The organism is Kroppenstedtia guangzhouensis (assembly GCF_014637345.1).
Taxonomy (GTDB): Bacteria; Bacillota; Bacilli; order Thermoactinomycetales; family DSM-45169; genus Kroppenstedtia; species Kroppenstedtia guangzhouensis.
This window is the reverse complement of record NZ_BMEX01000003.1, coordinates 241,488-262,825: the sequence shown is the minus strand read 5'-3', so window position 1 is coordinate 262,825 and position 21,338 is coordinate 241,488. Positions and strand designations below refer to the sequence as shown.

The 21,338-nt window shown below is 52.6% G+C and carries 26 protein-coding genes; 17 read left to right on the top strand and 9 right to left on the bottom strand.

Annotation, left to right across the window (positions count from 1 at the left end; genetic code table 11):
- Window positions 1–375: 375 nt before the first annotated feature.
- Genes IEV46_RS05825 through IEV46_RS05815 form a run of 3 tightly spaced genes read right to left on the bottom strand, consistent with a single transcriptional unit; the run spans window position 376 to window position 3,092 of the window.
- A complete protein-coding gene (locus tag IEV46_RS05825) occupies window positions 376–1,359 on the bottom strand; it encodes a DUF2705 family protein (RefSeq protein ID WP_188431169.1) in 984 nt (327 codons plus the stop codon).
- Between the two features lies 1 nt (window position 1,360).
- Window positions 1,361–2,290, bottom strand: a complete 930-nt coding sequence (locus IEV46_RS05820; RefSeq protein WP_188430875.1) for an ABC transporter ATP-binding protein — start codon at window positions 2,288–2,290, stop codon at window positions 1,361–1,363.
- Window positions 2,280–3,092 carry an SGNH/GDSL hydrolase family protein gene (locus IEV46_RS05815; protein ID WP_188430873.1) on the bottom strand — a complete coding sequence of 271 codons (813 nt, stop codon included), beginning with the start codon at window positions 3,090–3,092 and terminating at the stop codon, window positions 2,280–2,282. The genes IEV46_RS05820 and IEV46_RS05815 overlap by 11 nt, the downstream gene beginning before the upstream one ends.
- Before the next feature lie 210 nt (window positions 3,093–3,302).
- Here IEV46_RS05815 and IEV46_RS05810 point away from each other — a divergent pair, with 210 nt between their 5' ends.
- From IEV46_RS05810 to IEV46_RS05775, 9 genes are all read left to right on the top strand, one after another.
- The gene (locus IEV46_RS05810; RefSeq protein ID WP_188430871.1) at window positions 3,303–4,214 is read left to right on the top strand and encodes a LysM peptidoglycan-binding domain-containing protein; all 912 of its coding nucleotides are present in this window, start codon (window positions 3,303–3,305) and stop codon (window positions 4,212–4,214) included.
- A 23-nt stretch (window positions 4,215–4,237) separates the two neighbouring features.
- The gene (locus tag IEV46_RS05805; RefSeq protein ID WP_188430864.1) at window positions 4,238–5,185 is read left to right on the top strand and encodes a phosphotransferase; all 948 of its coding nucleotides are present in this window, start codon (window positions 4,238–4,240) and stop codon (window positions 5,183–5,185) included.
- Window positions 5,186–5,244: 59 nt separating this feature from the next.
- Window positions 5,245–6,081, top strand: a complete 837-nt coding sequence (locus IEV46_RS05800; RefSeq protein WP_188430855.1) for a nitrilase-related carbon-nitrogen hydrolase — start codon at window positions 5,245–5,247, stop codon at window positions 6,079–6,081.
- Between the two features lie 78 nt (window positions 6,082–6,159).
- A complete protein-coding gene (locus IEV46_RS05795) occupies window positions 6,160–6,909 on the top strand; it encodes a YebC/PmpR family DNA-binding transcriptional regulator (protein ID WP_188430853.1) in 750 nt (249 codons plus the stop codon).
- Window positions 6,887–7,051: a hypothetical protein gene (locus IEV46_RS05790; RefSeq protein WP_188430851.1), complete on the top strand. Its 165-nt coding sequence runs from the start codon at window positions 6,887–6,889 to the stop codon at window positions 7,049–7,051. Before IEV46_RS05795 ends, IEV46_RS05790 begins: the two co-directional genes overlap by 23 nt.
- A 73-nt stretch (window positions 7,052–7,124) precedes the next feature.
- Complete coding sequence (locus IEV46_RS18005; protein WP_229735927.1) at window positions 7,125–7,529, top strand: GNAT family N-acetyltransferase; 405 nt, start codon at window positions 7,125–7,127, stop codon at window positions 7,527–7,529.
- Window positions 7,457–8,371, top strand: coding sequence for a cation diffusion facilitator family transporter (locus IEV46_RS05785; RefSeq protein WP_229735926.1), 915 nt, complete (start codon window positions 7,457–7,459; stop codon window positions 8,369–8,371). The genes IEV46_RS18005 and IEV46_RS05785 overlap by 73 nt, the downstream gene beginning before the upstream one ends.
- Before the next feature lie 661 nt (window positions 8,372–9,032).
- Complete coding sequence (locus IEV46_RS05780) at window positions 9,033–9,512, top strand: ArsI/CadI family heavy metal resistance metalloenzyme (protein ID WP_229735925.1); 480 nt, start codon at window positions 9,033–9,035, stop codon at window positions 9,510–9,512.
- A gap of 21 nt (window positions 9,513–9,533) precedes the next feature.
- A complete protein-coding gene (locus tag IEV46_RS05775) occupies window positions 9,534–9,854 on the top strand; it encodes an ArsR/SmtB family transcription factor (protein WP_188430847.1) in 321 nt (106 codons plus the stop codon).
- Between the two features lie 198 nt (window positions 9,855–10,052).
- Here IEV46_RS05775 and IEV46_RS05770 read toward each other — a convergent pair whose 3' ends face one another.
- The 3 genes from IEV46_RS05770 to IEV46_RS05760 are packed head-to-tail and all read right to left on the bottom strand — an operon-like array spanning window position 10,053 to window position 12,464.
- Window positions 10,053–11,453, bottom strand: coding sequence for a nucleoside recognition domain-containing protein (locus IEV46_RS05770; protein WP_188431165.1), 1,401 nt, complete (start codon window positions 11,451–11,453; stop codon window positions 10,053–10,055).
- Complete coding sequence (locus IEV46_RS05765; RefSeq protein ID WP_188430845.1) at window positions 11,425–12,216, bottom strand: FeoB small GTPase domain-containing protein; 792 nt, start codon at window positions 12,214–12,216, stop codon at window positions 11,425–11,427. Before IEV46_RS05765 ends, IEV46_RS05770 begins: the two co-directional genes overlap by 29 nt.
- Window positions 12,213–12,464, bottom strand: coding sequence for a FeoA family protein (locus IEV46_RS05760; protein WP_188430837.1), 252 nt, complete (start codon window positions 12,462–12,464; stop codon window positions 12,213–12,215). Before IEV46_RS05760 ends, IEV46_RS05765 begins: the two co-directional genes overlap by 4 nt.
- A gap of 357 nt (window positions 12,465–12,821) precedes the next feature.
- Here IEV46_RS05760 and IEV46_RS05755 point away from each other — a divergent pair, with 357 nt between their 5' ends.
- Entirely contained in the window at window positions 12,822–13,181 is a 360-nt protein-coding gene (locus IEV46_RS05755; RefSeq protein ID WP_188430835.1) for a DUF2512 family protein, read from the top strand.
- Window positions 13,182–13,296: 115 nt separating this feature from the next.
- Here IEV46_RS05755 and IEV46_RS05750 read toward each other — a convergent pair whose 3' ends face one another.
- Complete coding sequence (locus IEV46_RS05750; protein WP_188430833.1) at window positions 13,297–13,764, bottom strand: hypothetical protein; 468 nt, start codon at window positions 13,762–13,764, stop codon at window positions 13,297–13,299.
- 152 nt (window positions 13,765–13,916) lie between these two features.
- On the opposite strand from IEV46_RS05750, the gene ruvC reads away from it, so the two are divergent.
- From ruvC to IEV46_RS05730, 4 genes are read left to right on the top strand one after another with little or no spacing between them, the layout of a single operon-like run.
- Window positions 13,917–14,423 carry a crossover junction endodeoxyribonuclease RuvC gene (ruvC, locus tag IEV46_RS05745; RefSeq protein ID WP_188430831.1) on the top strand — a complete coding sequence of 169 codons (507 nt, stop codon included), beginning with the start codon at window positions 13,917–13,919 and terminating at the stop codon, window positions 14,421–14,423.
- Window positions 14,420–15,034 (top strand): Holliday junction branch migration protein RuvA, encoded by a 615-nt coding sequence (gene ruvA, locus IEV46_RS05740; RefSeq protein WP_188430829.1) that lies wholly within the window; start codon window positions 14,420–14,422, stop codon window positions 15,032–15,034. The genes ruvC and ruvA overlap by 4 nt, the downstream gene beginning before the upstream one ends.
- Before the next feature lie 12 nt (window positions 15,035–15,046).
- On the top strand, window positions 15,047–16,045 hold the full coding sequence (gene ruvB / locus IEV46_RS05735; RefSeq protein WP_188430827.1) for a Holliday junction branch migration DNA helicase RuvB: 999 nt from the start codon (window positions 15,047–15,049) through the stop codon (window positions 16,043–16,045).
- On the top strand, window positions 16,042–16,260 hold the full coding sequence (locus IEV46_RS05730) for a DUF2905 domain-containing protein (protein WP_188430825.1): 219 nt from the start codon (window positions 16,042–16,044) through the stop codon (window positions 16,258–16,260). The genes ruvB and IEV46_RS05730 overlap by 4 nt, the downstream gene beginning before the upstream one ends.
- Window positions 16,261–16,373: 113 nt before the next feature.
- On the opposite strand, the gene IEV46_RS05725 is transcribed toward IEV46_RS05730, so the two are convergent.
- Entirely contained in the window at window positions 16,374–17,831 is a 1,458-nt protein-coding gene (locus tag IEV46_RS05725) for a potassium/proton antiporter (RefSeq protein WP_188430823.1), read from the bottom strand.
- A 150-nt stretch (window positions 17,832–17,981) separates the two neighbouring features.
- On the opposite strand from IEV46_RS05725, the gene queA reads away from it, so the two are divergent.
- The 3 genes from queA to yajC all read left to right on the top strand — a co-directional run bounded on the left by queA (window position 17,982) and on the right by yajC (window position 20,576).
- Entirely contained in the window at window positions 17,982–19,013 is a 1,032-nt protein-coding gene (gene queA / locus IEV46_RS05720; RefSeq protein ID WP_188430821.1) for a tRNA preQ1(34) S-adenosylmethionine ribosyltransferase-isomerase QueA, read from the top strand.
- A 73-nt stretch (window positions 19,014–19,086) separates the two neighbouring features.
- A complete protein-coding gene (tgt, locus tag IEV46_RS05715; RefSeq protein ID WP_188430819.1) occupies window positions 19,087–20,223 on the top strand; it encodes a tRNA guanosine(34) transglycosylase Tgt in 1,137 nt (378 codons plus the stop codon).
- A 50-nt stretch (window positions 20,224–20,273) separates the two neighbouring features.
- Window positions 20,274–20,576 carry a preprotein translocase subunit YajC gene (yajC, locus tag IEV46_RS05710; protein WP_188430816.1) on the top strand — a complete coding sequence of 101 codons (303 nt, stop codon included), beginning with the start codon at window positions 20,274–20,276 and terminating at the stop codon, window positions 20,574–20,576.
- Between the two features lie 262 nt (window positions 20,577–20,838).
- Here the strand turns inward: yajC and IEV46_RS05705 are convergent, their stop codons facing one another.
- Complete coding sequence (locus tag IEV46_RS05705; RefSeq protein WP_188430814.1) at window positions 20,839–21,237, bottom strand: TIGR04086 family membrane protein; 399 nt, start codon at window positions 21,235–21,237, stop codon at window positions 20,839–20,841.
- Window positions 21,238–21,338 lie beyond the last annotated feature (101 nt).

Here is a 21,338-nt window from a genome sequence, read left to right as displayed (position 1 = left end):
GAGAAAAAAGTGGATCAGACTTCATATAGGAATAAAATTCATATCTGTAAACTTAGCTATGGAAATCTACCGGATATTTAAGAAGAAAGATGGTCCGTCATAACCTACCTTATGATGTGTATAAGATTGGAGAAAACCGAGAGTATAAGATATATTGTTTTGAATCCTCCAGCTTGCCTGACCATGTGCGTGATTATTCATTAAATAACCCGGACAAGGTGTTGTGATCCGCCAAGATCATGTGTGTAAATGCATCCTTTTTGCGACCTGCATGGGTGGATGGATGGATTGGGAAAACAATGTTTCTAAATCGAAAGAATAAGTGTTTCCATTGGAAAAGAGACAAACCACCCCTTTCTACAGGATGGTTTGTTGTCATGCCAGTACATCCCGTTTCACAAACACCGTGAAAGCCACCACTAGACTGGCCAAGGACCAGATGCTGAGAACCGCCAGGGAGAAGGGAAGGGTCATTCCTTCGATCATGGTGGGAGTGCCGGAAAGATAGTCCGTCAGGCGAAGGTTAGTGAAGGCCAGGTACTTGAGGGCCGTCCAGCTGGGCGCCGCCTGGGTGAGCAGACTTCCGGAGATCAGGGAGGCCAACATGATTCCCATTCCGGCGGCGGTACTCCGTACGACGACAGACACCATGAAGGAGAGAGTGGCGACAGCTGTACAAGAAAACCAGGCCAGTCCGCAACTCATCAGGATGTACTGCCATTGTGGCACCAAATGTACCTGGTCCGTGATCATCTCTCCATTAATCTCCTGGAATCCGGTGAAGACAGGCAGTTCCCATCCCCCATATCCAAAGATAATTCCCGACAGGAGAGTACCGAGGATCGCTGTGGCAACCACGATCAGAGATACCAGCAGGAGAAGAGCCAGGTACTTGGATAACAGGATGCGCCATCGCCGGATCGGCCGGGTCAAAAGTAGTTTGATCGTGCCTGCTGAATGTTCCGAGCTGACGATGTCCGCCGCCACCACCACCACCAACAGGGGAAGGAACAGGGAGATGGATTCCTCGGTGAATTTTCGGACGAAGGTGGGAGCCCCGGGAGCCATCGGGTTGATATCGTGATCCAGATAGTATTGTTGTTGTTGGATGTTGAGACGGACGAGTTTCTTCCATTCTTCAGGCATGCGATTGGATGAAAGGCGGTTTTGGTTATCGATGATCTGTTGTTGCAGGATGGAGCGCCAGTCCGAAGTTCCCATCTGTTGAATCGTGGTTTGAACGGTACGGTACTGGGCATAGGTGAAAACGGGGATCAGTACGGCGATGATCAGCAGGACGACAAGCACCCTTTTTTTCTTCACAGTTTTCAAGAGCTCGTTATAGACAAGAGCGATCAGGTTACGCAAGGGAATCCCCCTCTGTCAACTGAAGGAAGATATCCTCCAGTGTGGGGGATTTGCGGTGGATGGTTTGGACCTTCACTCCCGCGTGCAACAGTTCCCGGTTGGCCTCATGGATGCAATCCTCCGGGATTCGGGTGAAGACAAGGCCATCATCCCGACGCTCCAGGATCGTGACATCCGGGAGGGACTCCAACACTTTCACCCCTCGGTCAAGAGGGGAAAACTTCCATTCCACTGGAGAATCCCCTTCCAAGAGCTGATCGACGGGGCCGATTTGGATGATCCGGCCTTTGTTGATGATGGCTACCCGGTCACACAGCAGTTGCACTTCGTGCAGGATATGGCTGGAGATCAAGACGCTGATTTTTTCTTCTCGGGCCAGTTGTCTGATAAAACGGCGCATCTCGCGGATGCCGGAGGGATCCAGTCCATTGGTGGGTTCGTCCAGGATCAGCAATTTGGGTCTTCCCAAAAGGGCTTGAGCGATGCCGAGTCGTTGTCGCATGCCCAGGGAATAGGTTTTTACTTTGTCATCGATCCGCTGATCCAGTTCTACCAGCCGGACCACTTCCTCGATCCGGTCCGGGGTGACCTCTTCGATCATTCGTCCGAAAATTTCTAAATTCTCCCGGCCAGTCAAATAGGGATACATCTCCGGATTTTCCACGATACAGCCCACATGTCGGAGTGCCTGTAACGGTTCTTTTCCGAGGTCGTAGCCGCCGATTTGTACCTTTCCCCGGGTGGGGCGGATCAATCCGACCAGCATTCGGATGGTGGTGGTTTTCCCTGCTCCATTGGGTCCGAGGAAACCGTAGATCTCACCGTGTTCCACATCGAAGGTGAGGTCCGTGACGATCTCTCTTTGACCGATTCGCTTACTTAGATTCTCCACAAACAGAATCTTTTCTTCATCAGCGGGCACCGGCCGACACCTCCTCCGAGTTTTCTTCCATCGCCTGCAACAGACGATTGGCCATCCTTTGATACCCTTTTTGGTTGGGATGGAAGTGATCACTATACAGATAAGCCTGTGGATTCAGTTGGAAGAGATCGAAAACGGGAATCACCACCACTTTGTCAAACTTTTCGGTGGTTTCCGTGAGGGTTCGGTTCCATTCCCCCACGATTTGATTGCTGGTTTCTTTTTGGCCGAGATCACCGAAGGGATTGTAAAGTCCAAACAGGAACACCGGAGTGTCTGGATTTTCCTTGCGGATGACGGACAAGATGGTTTTAAGGTTTTTTTGATATCTTTTTCGCGCTTTTTCTGATTGCTTCCTATCGATGGTTTCCGATTGCCCACTGTTTTGAAACAGATCGTTTCCGCCGATGGTCAGTGTGATCCAGCGAGCTTCTTTCAACAGACGCCGGACTCGTGGTTGGCGGACTTGATCTTTCAATTGGTCGGAGGTCTGTCCTTTCACAGCAAGATTGACTGCACTGATGCGACTGTGTTCCTTTCGGAGGCTTTCTTTGATCCGACCGGCATAGCCTTGTCCATCCGGGTCCCCGGTACCCCGGGTCAATGAATCCCCAAGGGTGAGCAGAAGTGCTGTTTCCGTGGAGTTGCCTCTTTCTTGCCGGGGCTTCTTGAGAGACAGACCTTCTGACGGGGGATGGAGTATATCTTTGATGGCCCATCCGAAGCCGGCAATCAGGAAAAACAGAGAGAACAATGAAAACAGACTGAATGCAATCCATGTAGGGTTTCCTTTGATCCTCATAGCCCACTCCTTTGAGTCATATGATCGAAGATGGATGACAAAGTTTTAAAGGATGCATCCCGCCAGAGGACCGGCAAAATATATCTTATCACAAAAAGGGTTCTGGTTCTCCCAATCTTTTCATATAACTTTTCCGGGGACAAATGGGCGCAAACAGCCCATGGTCGCATATATATAGAACGCATGGTTTTTTAAAGGAGGGATATCTCGTTGAAGTTGCATATCGTTCGGCCGGGGGATACCCTTAGGAAGATTGCCCGGCGATTTGACATTCCTGTGCAACGTCTGATGGATCTCAATCCATCATTGGATCCGGAGCATCCGGAACCGGGGGCAAAAGTTAAAATCCCAGGGGGAAAGGTTCCTGTTGCCAGACAGGGGAAGAGAAAGGCGGCGGTGACGGGGGAGAAGCCGAAATCCTCCCACCGGAAACCGGATTCACCCCCGGTTCCCGGTCTCTCCGAAGCGAGTATGGAAGGGTCCGAGTCTCCCGAAGAGCAACCGCTGCCCAAAAAGCCGGACCAATCTCCTTTCCGGATGATTCCCCCGATGCCCAAAGCACCGGAGTACCGACCGGGAATGGCTGAAGAGAAGGTGCCGGAAAGTAAGGAGATGTCACCAGATTACACTTTTCAACCCCTTCCGTATCCGTTTCCTTCCATGAGTGTACCCTACTCGGGAGAACAATTTCCCCAACCGACCAAACCCTATCCTTATCCTTATCCGATCCTGCGTCAACCGGGGCCGGATGACCGGCAACGATGGCCCGTGTGGCCCTGCCCGGGAATCGGGCAACCGCAGTCACCCGGATTTCCTTACCCCGGCTACGGTCAGCCCGGTCAGGAACAACTACCCGGATTCTTCACCCCCGGCTACGGAGAACAGCCGGAACAAGGACAGCCGCAACAACCTTGGATTCCCATGCCATATCCTTTACCGGGATTCCCCCAGTCTCAGGGATTCACTCCCAACCTGGGGTCCACGATGGGGGAGTCGGCAAGAGAGGAGAACGTCGACTTCGACGGACAATCGGTCAATGAGCCGAAGGCGAGTGAATGGGATATTTCCACTCTCCTCCATCAGGAGGAAGAAGCCTGGGAGGAAAGCTCCACAGAGAAATAACGAGGCCGGAAGGGGGGAACGGGATGGAGGACGCAGTGATCCATCATTGGGAAACCACCTTGGGGACAAGAGTTTATCGGGTGGGGATTTTTCACGGAAACTATCTGTTGGAAACGGGTTCCGGAGAATGGGTGGCGAAAAGATCCCGCCATCCCTCCCACCTCCGATGGTGGATCTGGGTGGATCGGGAGCTTCGGTATCGTGGATTTGACCGTATGCCCGCTTTTGTGACTGATGGTCGGGAGTGGGTGCTGACATCCCGGGTAGAGTCCCGTCCCGCCACCTACCGGAACCCCGAGGAGATTCGCAAGGCGGCAGGTCTCCTTTCCCTCTTCCACACAGCGGGGCGGGGTTTGCTCACTCCACGTGCTTCATCCGGTTCCCAGACTTTGATGGAGCGGATCGAAATCCGATACCGCTCCTTTTCCCAATTGATGAAAAGTGTGAACAGGGTGGATGGTGAGCTGGGAGAAATGCTGCGGGAATACGGGGCGCTCTACCAAAGGTACGGAAAGGTGGCCAGGGAACGCTTGAAACACCTGCCCCTGCGGAAATTAATCGGGTGGGAGCGAGGGGGGCGTTGTGTGGCCCACCGGGATCTCGCCAGCCACAACATTTTGATTGATGAGAGTGGGAAGAGCTGGCTGATCGACTTTGAGACGGCAGAGTATGATGCTCAGATCGGGGATTTGTGGCAGCTGTTGTCGAGAAGTCTTTCGGAACAGGATTGGGATCCGACGGTGTTAAGAGAAACCGTTGCTGCCTATGAGAAAAACCGTCCACTGGTGCCGGCGGAGCGAATGATCTTGTCCGTTTTGCTCGGATTCCCCAATGAATTTTTCCGGGAGGTGCTGGGCTTGACTCTGGAAAAGAAGGGTTACACCAAGGAAAAGACCCTGCCCTATCTTCAGAAAATTGCCCGTGCACTCCCCCAGTGGCAGGAGTTTCTCCGGGATTGGGCAGGTTGGTAGCTTCAGGCATGTATGTTATGATAAAAGACAGTCTGAAATCCTTGGCGGGGGGTGTTGTGATGAAAGTGGGTCTGGCCCAGCTCGCCCCGGTGTTGGGTGGGGTGGAAGAAAACCTGCGGCTCCATGAAGAGATGATCCGCCGTGCCGATTCTGAGCAGGTGGATCTTTTGGTTTTTCCGGAGCTGAGTTTGACAGGGTATTCCTTGGGAGAGCGAACGCCGGATGCGGCCAGAATGGCGACGGACGAAGATCTTCTTGCACTGGGTGCCTCGGCGGGGAAAACAGATGTTGTTTTAGGATTTGCGGAGGAAAGCCAAGATCACGTTTTCTACAATTCCGCCGCATATCTCAGCCAGGGGCAGATCCGGCTGATTCACAGGAAAACGTATCTGCCCACTTACGGGATGTTTCAGGAAGGGCGGTATTTTGGGCGTGGAAGCCGCATCCGCGGGGTGGATACACGCTTTGGTCGGGTGGGGGTGGTCATCTGTGAAGAGGCCTGGCATCCTTCTGTTCCCTATCTGTTGGCCCAGGAAGGAGTCAAACTTCTCCTGGTGATGGCCAACGGGCCGGTGAAGGAAGGTGGGGAAGAAGCCTCCCGGGAACCCTGGCACCGGATCTTGTCCACCCATTCGATGCTTCACAGTGTATACACTGTTTTCGTCAACCGGGCGGGTATGGAAAAGGGTGTTCGTTTTTTCGGCAACTCCGCTGTTTTTAATCCTTTCGGAGACAAGGTGGAGGAAGCCCCCTTGTTGGAATCGGGTCTGTTCATCGTGGACATCGACTTGGATGCTCTTCGACAGGCTCGCTGGCGGATGCCTTCAGCTTTGCGGGATGAAGACCTGGATCTCACCCTGAGGGAATTGGAACGGATCCGTCAATCGAGGGGATGACCACCCTGCAGGATTTCACTTCCTTCCAAAGGGCTTTTTCTAACCATTGATCCGGATCTTGATAAAGAGGTGATCGGAATGGCCGGCCATTCCAAATGGAAAAATATTCAACATCGTAAAGGGCGTCAGGATGCTCTGCGTGGGAAACTCTTCGCCAAACTGGCTCGCGAAATTTCCGTGGCGGCAAGGGAAGGGGGCGGGGATCCCGACCAAAACCAACGATTGCGCCTGGCGATTTCCAAGGCCCGCTCCCAAAACATGCCCAATGATAATATTGAACGGGCGATCAAACGGGGGATCGGTGCTGAAGGCGGGAGCAACTATGAAGCCGTCACCTATGAAGGCTATGGTCCGGGGGGTGCGGCGGTGATGGTGGAAGCCCTGACTGACAACCGCAACCGAACGGCGGCGGATGTGCGGCATATCTTCTCCAAACGGGGGGGCAGTATGGGAGAGGCTGGTTGTGTGGCTTGGATGTTTGATAAAAAAGGTTTGTTGCGAATCGATCGGGTGTCCGCCGGGCAGGATGAGGATGAAATGATGTTGCAGGTGTTGGAAGCCGGTGCGGAGGATTTCGAAGCGTCGGAAGATGTTTTTGAGATCACGACCTCTCCGGACCACTTTGAAGAGGTGAAAGAGTCCTTGGAAAGGGAGGGCTTCCGCTTTTCTACGGCGGAAGTCACCATGATGCCTCAAAACACGGTAACATTGACTGGAGACCATGTGAGCAAAATGCTTCAGCTGCTCGAAGCGCTGGAAGATCACGATGATGTTCAGAACGTCTACTCCAATGTGGAGATCGATGATGAACTGGAAAACCATGGGTGAGTCGGTACTCGCCGTTGAACGGGTGCGTCTCACTGCGCTGGAGGAGAAGGACTTGGCCACTGTTGCCACCTGGTACCGGGATGATCATTTTAGCGCTCATTGGCCGCTGAAGCCTCCTTACCCCAAACGGAGAACCTACTGAAGAAGTGGTTGGCCGAGTACCATGAAAGTGACAAGGACTTCCTGTCCCCCTCCGTTCCCCGGAAAGGGAAGAGATGATCGGGTTTGTCGAAATGGATGGTCTCCTCTGGAACCACAGGACCGGTTGGATCTCCATCGGCATCGGCAGTCCGGAGTATCGCGGCCGGGGGTGGGGTCGGGAGGAGATGTCTATCGCCCTCCGCTTTGCCTTTCTGGAACTGAATCTCCATCGATTGCAGTTGACGGCGTTCAGTTACAACACCGACGCGATCCGGCTGTATGAAAGGCTGGGATTACCCGGGAGGGGACCTATCGGAGATTTTTGGAGCCGGACGGAAAACGTTGGGACATGTTGTTGTTCGGATTGCTGCGACGGGAATGGAATCACCGGAAAGGAGGGCCATCCTTGCATCATCATGGACACACTCATGATCATGCCCATGGCCGTCAGCGGGAACAAAATAAAAAAGGGTTGCTGATCGCTTTGGTGATCACCACTGGAATCATGTTTCTGGAATTTTTCGGGGGATTGATCACCAACAGTCTGGCCCTGTTGTCCGACTCGGGTCACATGTTGAGTGATGCCGCTTCCCTCGCCCTGAGCCTGGTTGCTTTCCGGTTTGCGTCCCGGCCTCCGTCACCGAACAAAACATACGGTTTTTACCGATTTGAAATTCTGGCGGCCCTCTTCAACGGTGTGACGCTGTTTGTGATTGCAGGGCTGATCATGTGGGAAGCCGTTCATCGCTTTTATTCCCCACCCCAAGTGGCGGGAACCTCCATGATGCTGATCGCTGTCGTCGGACTGACGGCCAACGTGGTGAGTGCTTGGTTTTTGGCGAAAAAAGGTGATGTGAAAGGGAATGTCAACCTGCGGAGCGCTTATCTGCATGTCCTCGGCGATGCTTTGGGCTCTGTGGGGGCGATTGTGGCGGCTTCGCTGATGATTTCCTTTTCCTGGTATGTGGTGGATCCCCTTATCAGTGTCGCTGTGGCGTTGTTGATCTTGCGCAGTGCCTGGGGAGTCATCAGTCACAGTGTCCATATCTTGATGGAAGGAACTCCGATCACCATCGACCAGGAAGAGGTGAAGGAGACCCTCCGGGAGGTTCCCGGAGTGAGGGATGTGCATGACCTTCACATCTGGACGATCACTTCCGGTTTGGATTCCTTAAGTTGTCATCTTCTTATAGAGGATCATCTTGACGGGCAGGAAGTACTGCAACAGGCGATCCGGAAAATCGAGGAGCGATTCAAAATCCGGCATACCACGATCCAGGTCGAGAAAGCCGATCTGGAGCATCCGGAAACGGAAGTCTGATCAAAAAAATGCTGCGGTGCTGCTCCGCAGCAGGAATATCCTTGTTTGGCAGGCTAATTCATAGTCTGCTGTTTTTTGTGCGCTGATGGGGGCGTGTATTGTGGGAAAATTTCGTGTCGGCTGATTTCATATTTTTTCTGCAACCACAGTCAAATGAAATATCCTCCGCTGATTTCAGCGAGTCCCGTGATTAAAAACAAGCTATTGGCGCATCCTCTCCTTATAACTATAAGCGGGCAAAGTTCCTACAAATATTAAGGTCGGTACTTTTTTCTCTCCGCATTTGAACGGATCCTCTGTCAAGTGAAAAACATATAACCATCAAAGTTCCATTCAAAAAACATTCCCGTCACCAAACGATAAGGATTGACACATCAAATATTGTTGATATATGATTGCATCAACAAAAATTGCTTTGAGGTGAATCGTCTTGTTCAACGGTTACGAAACAGAGATGGCCCGTATCCGTCATGAAGAGATCAAGAACCAGTTCCAGAAGGTTAACCGTCTCTCTCGGAAACGGCTTAGCTGGATCCAAATCCTCCGGTCCATCTGGAAAAACTTCGATAACCATGAACCTCACCATGTAAAACAAGGGTTGTCCTGTTGTTCAGCTCCGCTTTGCTGTGAATAATTTTTATTGAGGAGAGGATGGAAAATGGTGTTGAAACCCCATGTCGCCATCAATGTAAAGGATTTAGACGCATCAATCAAGTTTTATCGGCACCTGTTCGGAGAGGAACCGGCGAAGGTGCGTCCCGGCTATGCGAAGTTTGACCTGGATGAACCGCTCCTAAACTTCGCCTTGAATGAGGGAGGCGAAATCGTTGGGGGAATCAACCACATGGGGATTCAAGTGGGGTCGACAGAGGCGGTGATCGCTGCCAAGGAACGATTGGAAAATGCGGGGTTGGCTTCCTTCGACGAAATGGATACCACCTGTTGCTATGCCCGTCAGGACAAAATTTGGGTGATCAGTCCCGACGGTCATCGATGGGAAGTCTTTTTTGAAGGAAGATGCGGATCAATTTGGGCACTCATCGACCATTCCCGAGACCAGAAACGCTTGCTGTACCCACAAACAGCCGTAAGTCCATTTTACCCAGAACAAAACTCGGGCATCGCCCGAGTTTTGCAATGACCTAATAAGGAGTGAAGGCCGATGGCTTGTTGCACCAGTGAACAATTGTCACTGATCACCCGGGCGTTGTCGGACCCGATCCGGTATCAAATTCTGGACCTGATCGCTCAGAGTGACACAGAAGATCCAATACAATGTTGTAAGATCGGAATGTGTGTCTGTGATATCCAAGAAGCTTTAGACTTAAAGCAATCAAAGGTCTCATATCACCTTAAGGAGCTGAAAAATGCGGGACTGTTACACATGCGCAAACAAGGGAAATGGAGCTATTATTCGATCAACCAAAGTATGCTGAAGGCCTTCTGCGATGAACTGTCCCGACGTTTCCACCTGACTCGATGAACTGGTGACCTTGGGCTAGATCGGAACGCTCTTAACGATGAAGAAAGGTGAAGGTTTATTTTGTTGACAAACACTTCTACTGTTGAGAAATCGGAAGGGAAGATCGCTGGGTTTCTGTCGGTGTCGGGAAATAAAAAACAGCCGCAGAAATTCTCTGCGGCAGGATCTCATTGCCCCAACACTTGGGTTTTGCAGGCTTTAGAGCAGTCCCAGTGCCCGAACTGTCTGGGTCACGATAAAGGTGACCCCGATGGCGATCCCCGTGGGAATGGCAAAGGAGAGGAAGGTCCATTTGGGACTTTTGGTTTCCTTGTATATATTGATAAGGGTGGTTCCACAGGGATAGTGGAGGAGGGAGAACAACATCATATTGAGGGCAGTCAGCCAAGTCCAACCGTGATCCAGAAAGATCTGTTTCAGGGCAGCCATGTCTTCCACTTCGGTCATGGCTCCGGTGGAGAGATAACCCATCAGCAGGATGGGCAGGACAATCTCATTGGCGGGTAATCCCAGGATAAAGGCCATCAGGATAAAGCCGTCCAACCCCAATGCCCGCGCAAAAGGATCGAGAAATGCGACGACCTGTTCCAGAGCGCTGACATCTCCCGCCGGAGTGTTGGCCAGAATCCAGGTGATCACCCCGGCGGGGGCGGCCACGATCACGGCCCGTTTCAACACGTACAGGGATTTGTCCAGGGTGGCGCGCAGGATGGTGTTCCAAAATTTCGGCTTGCGGTAAGGGGGGAGTTCCAGTGTGTAGTGGGTGGGAACTCCCCGCAGGGCGGTTTTGGACAGTCCCCAGGAGACCGTCAGGGTGACGACGATGCCGAAGAGCACCATTCCCATCACAACGGCGGCGGTGACGAAGGTTTGCATGCCATCGGCAATACCTGCAGCCATAAAGAGGGAGGAGAGCAGAATCAGGGTTGGCCACCGGCCGTTACAGGGGACAAAATTGTTGGTCAGAATGGCCAGCATCCGCTCTCGGGGCGATTCGATGATCCGGGTGGACAGAATCGCCGCCGCATTGCATCCGAATCCCATGGCCATGGTTAAGGATTGTTTGCCGTGGCCGCCGGAACCTTTGAACAGACGGTCCATGTTAAAGGCGACCCGGGGCAGGTAACCGAAGTTTTCCAACAGGCCGAAAATCGGGAAGAAGATGGCCATCGGAGGCAACATCACGCTGACCACCCAGGAGATTCCCCGGTACAATCCCAACACCAACAAGCCGTGAAGCCAATCGGGGGCATGAAGTGCCTGGAAGGTGAGGGTGAGATACCCCTCCAACCAGCCGAACAATTGTGCCAACATCTCCGAGGGGGCATTGGCCCCGGCGATGGTCAGCCAGAAGATCACGCCCAGCATGGCCAGCATGATTGGGTAGCCCCAGATCGGGGAGGTCAGGACCCGATCCAACTTTTCCGTGCGGAACAGACGCTCCTTATCCTGATAATGAACCACATCTTCGCAGATGGAGCGGGTGGTTTGATAGACACGGGCCACGATGTCATCCCGCGCGGAAGCATCTCCAAGTTGCCGGGAACGGGCGATCAGGGAGTCCAGATGGTTACGCTTCGACTGGATAAGGGGATCCATCGGTTGTCCCACTTTGATCGACCTCCTCCTTTCCCAGGCGGTTCCGCAAGGCCTTCGCCAGACCGGCGTCCCCGTCCAGCAGGCGGAGGGCAATCCAGCGGGAGGGCAGGCGATTGCCGAAGACTCTTCGAACCTCCGGCTCCAGTTCGGCGATCTTGGTCTCCAGTTTCTCGTCGTAGCGAAGCCGGTAGGGCCGGGTGGTGATTTTCCCCTGGGCCATGCGGGCGATCACCTGCTTCAGTTCTTCCAGCCCTTCCCCCTCTCTCGCCGCTGTCTTGATTACCGGCACCCCCAGCTTGTCGGAGAGTTTCCCGCTGTTGATCTGGATTCCCTTCCGTTTGGCCTCATCCATCAGGTTGACGCAAAGCACCACATGATCACTCATCTCCAGTACCTGAAGAGCCAGGTTGAGGTTGCGTTCCAAGGCGGTGGCATCGAGAACCACGACTGTTACATCCGGCTGATCAAAAACGATATGATCTCGTGCCACCTCTTCATCGGCGGAATTGGAAAAAAGAGAATAAGTGCCCGGCAGGTCAATCACGGTGTAGGTCTCCCCGTTGTGAAGATATCTTCCCTCCGCATGGAGCACGGTTTTTCCCGGCCAGTTTCCCGTATGTTGGCGCATACCGGTCAGAGCGTTGAAAAGAGTGCTCTTTCCTGTGTTGGGGTTGCCGGCCAATGCCACACGATAGCCGGAGAGCGAGGGGGATTTTCCCGGCTGTTGCCGGTCCCAGGGTCTTTTGTTTCCTTGGGAGTTCACAGTTTGTTCCCTCCTTTGACTTCCCCGAAAATTCGGGAACTCTCTTCTTTTCGAAGGGCAATCGTCGTATGACTCACCCGGAAGGCGACGGGATCACCCAGTGGGCTTTTTTGCAGAACATAGACCTCGGCTCCCGGGACAAAGCCCAGATCCAGCAACCGACGGCGCATGGTGCCCGTCAGATCCAGTCGGGTGATTCGGACGGATTGGCCGACGGCTGCTTCAGACAGTGGGATTTCGGTGTGCATGGGTACCCCTCCGTTGATCTCTGTACAAAACTTTTCAAAGTAGGAGATGGAAACGTTTCAGAAAAATATGCCTGAAGGCATAATTGTTTTATAGAGGAATTAATGTTTGCTAGGAATATCAATTTTGCCCTAGGTAAACTTTTGACTATTGTTAGTTTATGCCCCAAATGTGTGAGATGTCAACATCTTTTTTGTTTGTTTTTCAACTTTGGGGAAACAGCCTGAGTTTCGCATGCAAATGAAAGGAGTGGAGAGTGTTGACAACCATTCTCGCAGTGGATGATGAACCTAAGTGTATATTCCTCGCGATGTAGGGAATCATGGAAACGCCATTTATTTTATGAAAGGAGCGTTCCGATGAAACACGGTGCGTTTCTTGTAACTAAGTTTATCGCTTACTTTGTGACTCTCTCGGTGATCTTGGGATGGTTGACTAATTTCAGCTGGGAAAATCTAGCTTTACTCAGTGGGGTGCTGGCAGTGGTGGCATTCTTGGGGGATGTGATCCTCCTTCCCAAACTAAATAACACCGTGGCCACTTTGGCCGATATGGGGATGGCTCTCCTGATAATCGGATTTGCAGGCAACCGTCTGCTCTCGATGGATCTGACGCTGATCAACATCAGTTATTTTTTGATTGCCGCAGTGGTAATCGGTGTTGTGGAATGGATTGCCCACGGATATTATCAACGGATGGTTTTGAAACGGCCCCTTTGAGATCCCCGAGGAAGGGTGATCCTTCAAAGTCCTTTCGATATTTACGGAAAGGACTTTTTTTTCGTTCATAAATGAAAGGTTGCGGAAACATTTCCGCAACCTCCCTCATCATTTGCTATGGTTGTTCCACCCGTTTCCACTTCAAACCGGGATATTCCCTGACATAGCGTTGAAAGGCGTCGTTCCCGATATAGCCGCCTCTGCGGTTGTCGTAGTTTTGTTGGAAGTTGACCACCTTCCAGCCACGGGCGGTTCGACGGAGTTTGACCCGGAAGTCCCGCTTATCCGATGGACGGTGAATCCAGATGGTTTTGCTCATGATTTGGGAATCGGATGGAGAGACCGTGACCAGGATGGGTGGATTTTTCTTTTCGGAGCTCTTGGTCTGTTCCACCCGCCATCCCAACTCTTTCCGGTTGTGCTGACGGTCCAACAGACGGGAGGAATGGTTCAGATCGCCTTCCACCCAGACTTCTTTGTAAAATCGGACTGCGGTCTTTTCCGGACCGGACAGTTTGTTTCCGCAGCCTCCCGAGGCCAGGCCCAGCAGGAGGGTGAGAAACAGGATCCCGTATTTTTTCATCCTCGGCACTCCCGACATATGGATTCTTCAGTCATAGTCATGTGCCGGGAGGAGGGAAATCATTCAAACCTTCATTCCTTGTGTCGTCAAAAAATATGATATAATCGATCAGTTGATGCCAAACGCAGGTTCGACCACCGGGAGGTGCAGGTGTGCGAATTATAGGGATTGATCCGGGAATCGCCATTGTGGGCTATGGTGTAATCGATCAACAGGGAAATCGGCTAAAAGCCGTCGACTACGGCAGTATCCAGACGGAGGCGGGATTGTCAACGGCGACCCGGCTCAAACAGATTTATGATGAGATTACTCAACTGTATCAAAAATTCCGGCCGGATGTGGTGGCGATTGAGAAATTGTTCTTCAATCGGAATGTGACCACGGCGTTCACGGTTGGACAGGCGCGGGGTGTGTTGATGCTGGCGACGGAGGAGGCGGGAGCCGCCATCACAGAGTACACGCCGTTGCAAGTCAAGATGGCAGTGGTCGGTTACGGTCAGGCACAAAAGCGGCAGATTCAGGAGATGGTTCGGATCCTCCTGAATCTGCCGGAGATCCCAAAGCCTGATGATGTGGCGGATGCTCTGGGAGTGGCGATTTGTGAGGCCCATTCTGCCACCTTCATCGATCGATTCGGGAAGGGGAGGTGGAACGGATGATTGAGTTTATCCGGGGAGTTGTGGCTTATCGGACGACGGAAGCGATTGTGGTGGAAACAGAGGGGGTGGGGTATCTGATTTTTTGCATCCAACCTCTAAAGTGGGAAGAGGGAAAAGAGGTGACGGTGTATACCCACCAAGTGATTCGGGAGGATGCCCATACTCTGTACGGATTTCGTGAGCGGCAGGTGCGGGATCTGTTCCGGCTCCTTTTGGGGGTTTCGGGTATCGGGCCCAAAGTGGCACTGGCGGTGACCGGTTCCGGAGATCCAGGGCGGTTGGTGAAGGCGGTGGAGCAGGAAGATCTTCGCTTTCTGACCAAACTGCCGGGGGTGGGGAAAAAAACGGCCCAGCGGATCGTGTTGGATTTGAAGGACAAGTTGAAAAAAGCGGGTTTCAGTGGGAACACCTTTTCCGATTCTCCGGTTGAAATCCAAGAGGACGTGGAACGTGTCGGGTCCGAAGAGGCGATTGAAGCCCTCCAAGCCCTGGGATATAATGAAGAGGAAGCTTCCCGGGCCGTGGCGATGGCCAGGAAAGATTTCGGTGATGAAGAGCCGGAACTGGATCGATGGATTCGTCGGGCATTGCAACTTTCCATGAAGGAATAAGGGGGGGACGGGATGGAAGAACGGATGATCTCTTCCCATTTCTCAACGGAAGATGAACCGATGGAATTCAGCCTGCGTCCCCGTTACCTGGATGATTACATCGGACAGACACGGGTGAAAGAGAACTTGAAGGTGTTTATAGAGGCGGCCAAGATGCGGAGGGATCCCCTGGATCATGTGTTGTTGTACGGTCCTCCGGGTCTGGGGAAGACCACCCTTTCCCACATCATTGCCAATGAGATGGGAGTTCAGGTCCGGATCACTTCCGGGCCGGCCATCGAACGTCCGGGGGACCTTGCTGCGATTTTGACCAATCTGCAACAGGGCGATCTCCTGTTCATCGATGAAATTCACCGACTCAACCGCAGTGTAGAGGAGGTTCTCTATCCGGCGATGGAGGACTTCGCTCTGGATATTGTGATCGGAAAAGGGCCCAGTGCCCGCTCAGTTCGCTTGGATCTTCCCCCTTTCACCCTGGTGGGTGCCACCACCCGGGCCGGTTCTCTCTCTTCCCCGTTGCGGGACCGGTTTGGCGTGGTCAGTCGGTTGGAATACTATTCCACTGAGGAGCTGTCCCTGATTGTGATGCGGGCGGCGGACCTTTTGGGGGTGTCGATCCAGGAAGAGGGGGCGGAGGAGATCGCCTGCCGGTCCAGGGGAACGCCGCGGGTCTCCAACCGTTTGCTGAAGCGGGTGCGGGATTTTGTCCAAGTTCAAGGCGACGGAGTGATTACCGGGGAGGCAGCCCGGGATGCATTGGATCGCATTCAGGTGGACAGACTGGGATTGGATGAGGTGGATCACAAGCTGTTGAAAACGATCATTACCCATTTTCGGGGAGGGCCCGTCGGGCTGGAGACGATTGCGGCCACGATCGGGGAGGAAGCGCATACGGTGGAGGATGTGTACGAGCCGTATCTGATGCAGATCGGATTTCTGCAGCGGACCCCCCGCGGGCGGATGCTCACTCCCCGTTGTTATCAACACTTTGGGGTGGAGTCGCCAACATGAATCCAGTTCCGAAGATGCTGATTTTCCTTGGTATCCTCTTGGTTGTGTTCGGTCTGTTGTGGCATTTTGGCGGCCGTTTTTTCAACTTGGGACGTCTGCCGGGAGATATTGTGATTGAAAAAGAGAACTTCAAATTTTACTTTCCGCTGATGACCAGCATTCTGATCAGTGTGGCACTTTCCTTGTTGCTTTATTTGTTTCGCCTGTTCCGGTGAGGAGCAGGTATTTTTTCTTCCTGAAAAAAGATCCGGCGATCCCTGTCAGGCGATCGCCGGATTCTCTGTGATTGGTTGGGATATGTTGCGAAAAAGTCATTACAGGGGGGGGGTTAGCCGGTGGGCTGGCTTCCCAACATCTGTTTTTTGAGAGAGGCGCTATTCTCCTTGGATACCAATACGAACAGAACGTCTCCTTCCTCAATCACTGTTTTTCCTTTGGGGGTGATCACTTGATCATCGCGAATGATCGCGTTGATCAACGTATCTTTTGGAAGCTGCAAGGCACGGATGGCTTTTCCGACTATCGGGGAATCCTCTTGGATCGAAAGTTCGATGATGTCGGCGTTGGCTCTCCGGATGGAGACCAGTTCCAAGGAGTAGGATGTGGTGTTTTTTTCGTCTTCGGCCAAGTTGAGATATTGGGCCAGGGGGGAAATGGTCAACCCTTGGATCAGTGCCGAGGAGACCACAACAAAGAAGATGACGTTGAAGAAGAGTTGACTCTGTTCATATCCAGCCAACATGGGAAAAGTGGCCAGAATAATCGGGACAGCCCCTCTCAGCCCCGCCCAGGAAAGGAAGGTGCGTTCCTTCCAGGTCATCTTGAAGAAGGCCGTACAGATCAGGACTCCGATGGGACGTGCTACAAACATGAGCAGCAGGGAAAGGGAAAATCCGGGTATCACCACCTGGATCACCTGATCGGGGAACACGAGCAGCCCCAACAGGATAAACATCAAGATCTGCATCATCCAGGCAAACCCTTCATTAAAGCGAAGGGTGGAGTAGCGGTTGGAAATCTCCGAGTTTCCAATGACGAGACCAGCTACATAGACGGCGAGAAAGCCACTTCCACCGATGGCTGCCACCAGTCCGTAAATCAGCAACCCCAGGCCGATGGTTAATACAGGGTAGAGGCCGCCGGCTTCCAGATGGATTCGATTGATCAACCAAACCGCGATTCGTCCCAATACATAGCCCAATAGTAAACCGAGGGCCATCTGCCAGAAAAAACTTCCGATAAATGTCCATATGTTGGCCTGATTTCCCATAATCACTTCAATCAAGGAAATCGTCAAAAAAACAGCCATGGGATCGTTGGAGCCGGATTCCGCTTCCAGGATGGAACGCATTTTCCTTTGGATACTTTTGCTTCCCAACACCATGAAGACAGCGGCAGCATCCGTTGAGCCGACAATGGCACCGAAGAGAAGACCTTCGAAGAGGGAGACATCCAAAATAAGAGCCGCAAATCCTCCGATGATGGCAGTGGTGATCAGGACTCCGATCGTGGCCAAGGTCAAGGATTCCCACTTCACCTGCTTGATATCGGTCCACTGGGTTTGTGTCCCACCGTCAAACAAAATAATAATCAAAGCCAGGACGCCAAAAAACTGGGCCAGTTCGGCGTTGTCGAAATAGAAGAAGTGGCCGACCAGCATGCCGACGGCGATAAACAACACCAGAGCGGGAACCCCCATCCTGGAGGAGACCTTGGTGGTCAAAACACCCACCACCAACAGAAGAGCCGTAAACAATACAAAAGAATCAGGGGAAAAAGGGAGCATTATCTCCATCCTTTACTTGTTTAATCTATCTTATTTATTATATATGAACAATGGGGTGGTTTGTATCAAGGGGAAATCTTGTTCAAATGATGTACAAAAAATACATCGGAGGGCAGATTCGCATTCTTCCAAGATAGGAGTTTTGAGGAGATGGATGTTTCACAGTTCGATTTTGAACTCCCCGAAGAATTGATCGCTCAGGAACCGGCCCCAAAGCGGAGCGGTTCCCGGTTGATGGTGGTAAACCGGGAGAATCAGACCGTTGAGCATCGCCGGTTCCCCGATCTTCTGGAATATCTTCACCCGGGTGATGTGTTGGTTCTGAACGACACCCGGGTGCGCCCCGCCCGCCTGGTGGGCGTAAAGGAGGAAACCGGTGCCCGGATTGAACTTCTATTACTCAGCCCTCTGGGCGGGGATCGTTGGGAAGCTTTGGTCAAACCGGCGAAGCGGGTGAAAGAAGGCACTGTGATCCGCTTTGGGAAAGGGGAGCTTCAAGGGACGGCTCAAAAAGTGACGGATGCCGCGGGGGGGCGGGTGTTTCAATTTCAATATCAGGGGCAGGATCTGGAGACATTGTTGGAAAGGCTGGGGGAGATGCCGCTGCCCCCTTATATCCACCGGCGGCTGGATGAACCGGAACGATATCAGACCGTCTACTCCCGGGCCGTCGGTTCTGCCGCGGCTCCCACGGCAGGTCTTCACTTTACGGAGGATCTTCTGAACCGGGCAAAGGAGAAGGGAGTGAAGATCGTCACGATCACATTGCATGTGGGATTGGGTACCTTTCGTCCGGTGACGGCGGAAAGTATCGAGGAACATCAGATGCATGCCGAGTTTTATGAGGTATCCGAGGAAGCGGCGGAACAGATTCGCGTCGCCAAGGCAAAGGGGAACCGGGTGATGGCGGTGGGCACCACTTCGGTGCGGACGTTGGAGACGGTGGCCCGGGATCACGGGGAGATCCGGGCGGCCAGGGGTTGGACGGATATCTTCATATATCCGGGGTTCCCGTTCCGGGTGACTGACGCCCTGTTGACCAACTTTCATCTGCCCAAATCGACATTGCTGATGTTGGTGAGCGCCTTTTCATCCCGGGAGCTGATGCTTCAAGCTTACCGGACAGCCGTCCGGGAGAAATACCGCTTTTTCAGTTTCGGCGATGCCATGCTGATTCTGTGACGCATGGGAAATAAGTCAAACCGTTTATCCCAAGCAAGTATTAAGGTATAATGGAAAAGTAGGAGGAGACCCATTGGCTTTGCGATATGAATTGATCAAGACGTGCAAACAGTCAGGTGCCCGACTCGGGCGGTTACATACTCCCCATGGAACAGTGGACACCCCGGTGTTTATGCCGGTGGGAACGCTGGCCACCGTTAAAACGATGAGCCCTGAGGAATTAAAGGAGATGGGCAGCGGGATCATCCTGTCCAACACTTATCACCTGCTTCTTCGTCCCGGACATGATGTGGTCCGGGAAGCGGGCGGGCTTCATCGGTTTATGAACTGGGATCGGGCGATTTTGACCGATAGTGGGGGATTTCAGGTATTCAGCCTCAGTGACCTTCGGGAAATTACCGAAGAAGGAGTCTCCTTCCGTTCCCATCTGAACGGAGAGCCACTCTTTCTCAGCCCGGAGAAATCGATGGAAATACAAAATGCTCTGGGTGCCGATATTATCATGGCTTTCGACGAATGTCCGCCTTACCCGGCGGACCGGGAGTATGTAAAAAACTCCATGGATCGTACCCACCGTTGGTTGCAACGATGTGCAACGGCCCATCGGCGGAAGGAAGAGCAAGCCCTCTTCGGCATTATTCAAGGGGGAATGTACCGGGATCTTCGGGAAGAGAGTGCCCGTCAGATCACATCAGTGAACTTGCCGGGTTATGCCATCGGTGGTCTCAGCGTCGGGGAACCGAAAGAGATGATGTATGAAGCGCTCGAATGGACCACTCCTCTGATGCCCAAGGAAAAACCCCGGTATTTGATGGGAGTGGGTTCACCTGATGCCCTGGTGGAGGGAGTGATCCGCGGAGTGGATATGTTTGACTGTGTTCTGCCGACCCGGATCGCCCGCAACGGCACCACGATGACCAGTCGGGGGCGGGTGGTTGTCCGAAATGCCAAGTATGTCCGCGACTTTTCCCCTTTGGACCCGGAATGTGATTGCTACACCTGTCGGAATTATTCCCGGGCCTATCTGCGCCATCTGATCAAATCGGAGGAGACCTTTGGGTTGCGTCTGACGACGTACCACAATCTCCACTTTCTGCTGAAATTGATGGAGAAGGTACGGCAAGCGATCCGGGATGATCGCCTGTTGGATTTTAAGAATCGCTTTTTTGAGGAGTATTACGGGTCCATCCGACCCACGAGGAATTTTTAACCGGCTTCTGCCTGGAAATAAACATAACCCTGTGACAGGAGGATGTTGAAATGTCAGCCACATTGAGCCAGTTTCTTCCGCTGATCTTGATCATCGCTGTTTTTTATTTTCTGTTGATCCGACCGCAACAGAAACATAAGAAAGAGCGGAATGCGATGTTGTCCGCCCTCAAAAAAGGAGATAAGATTATCACCATCGGCGGATTGCATGGGACGATCACAGATTTGACGGAAGATCGTGTCACCCTGAAGGTGAACGACAACAGTCGTCTGGTCTTTGAGCGTTCCGCCGTTAACTCGGTGGTCAACGCCGAAGATGGAAATGAAGAAAAGGAAGAGAAAAAGGAAAGTTGAATTCAGCGGAACCATGGCCGACCCAGGGACGAACCGATCCGGTTCGTCCCTGCTTTTTTGAAGAGGAACTCCCCGCAGACAATGGATTCGGTGTATCCCAAAGTGAGACCATTCCGTCTTTATTTAGGCTGGAACCGGCCGCTTTCCATCGTTTTCGGATCCTTTTTTTCAGTGGGCTTAAAGAGTGCGCAGGCCCGAGTCATGATGTTCGCGATAAACTTCGGTTTTATAACCGGTGCGTTAATGATCTCTAACCCAGTGATCAGGGTCTCCTCGTGCTGACACCGAAGATTCCTCCCAAAGCACTCAAGCCCGTTGCGCACACGGTGAACAGAAAAGGTTGCACCCGCATGCTGGCATCAAAGGCCAGAAAGCCAATGATCAATATGATGAGAACATACAAAATTCCGGTTATCCCTCCATACAGCCACCCCTTATACCCCGCCCTTCTCCCGGCCAACCATCCCCCGGACAGGAGTGCCACTCCATTGATCCCATATGTGAAGTAAGGCAAATCCGCCTCAGCCACAGCGGAGAAGCGGAGTAACACTGCAAGGATTAGGGACCCGGACAAAACGGTTCCCAGAACGACAGTGATTCCGGTCAGGAGAGGAGAGCGAAAAATGGGCCGAGCTGATTCGTCCATGCTGGACTGTTTCATTGCTGCACCTCCCGGCAGTCTTTGTACATGGGTATGAGTTTTTGTCACCATATATTCCGTGACGGCGAATGTGGAGAAGGCACATAAATCCCCATCTCAGG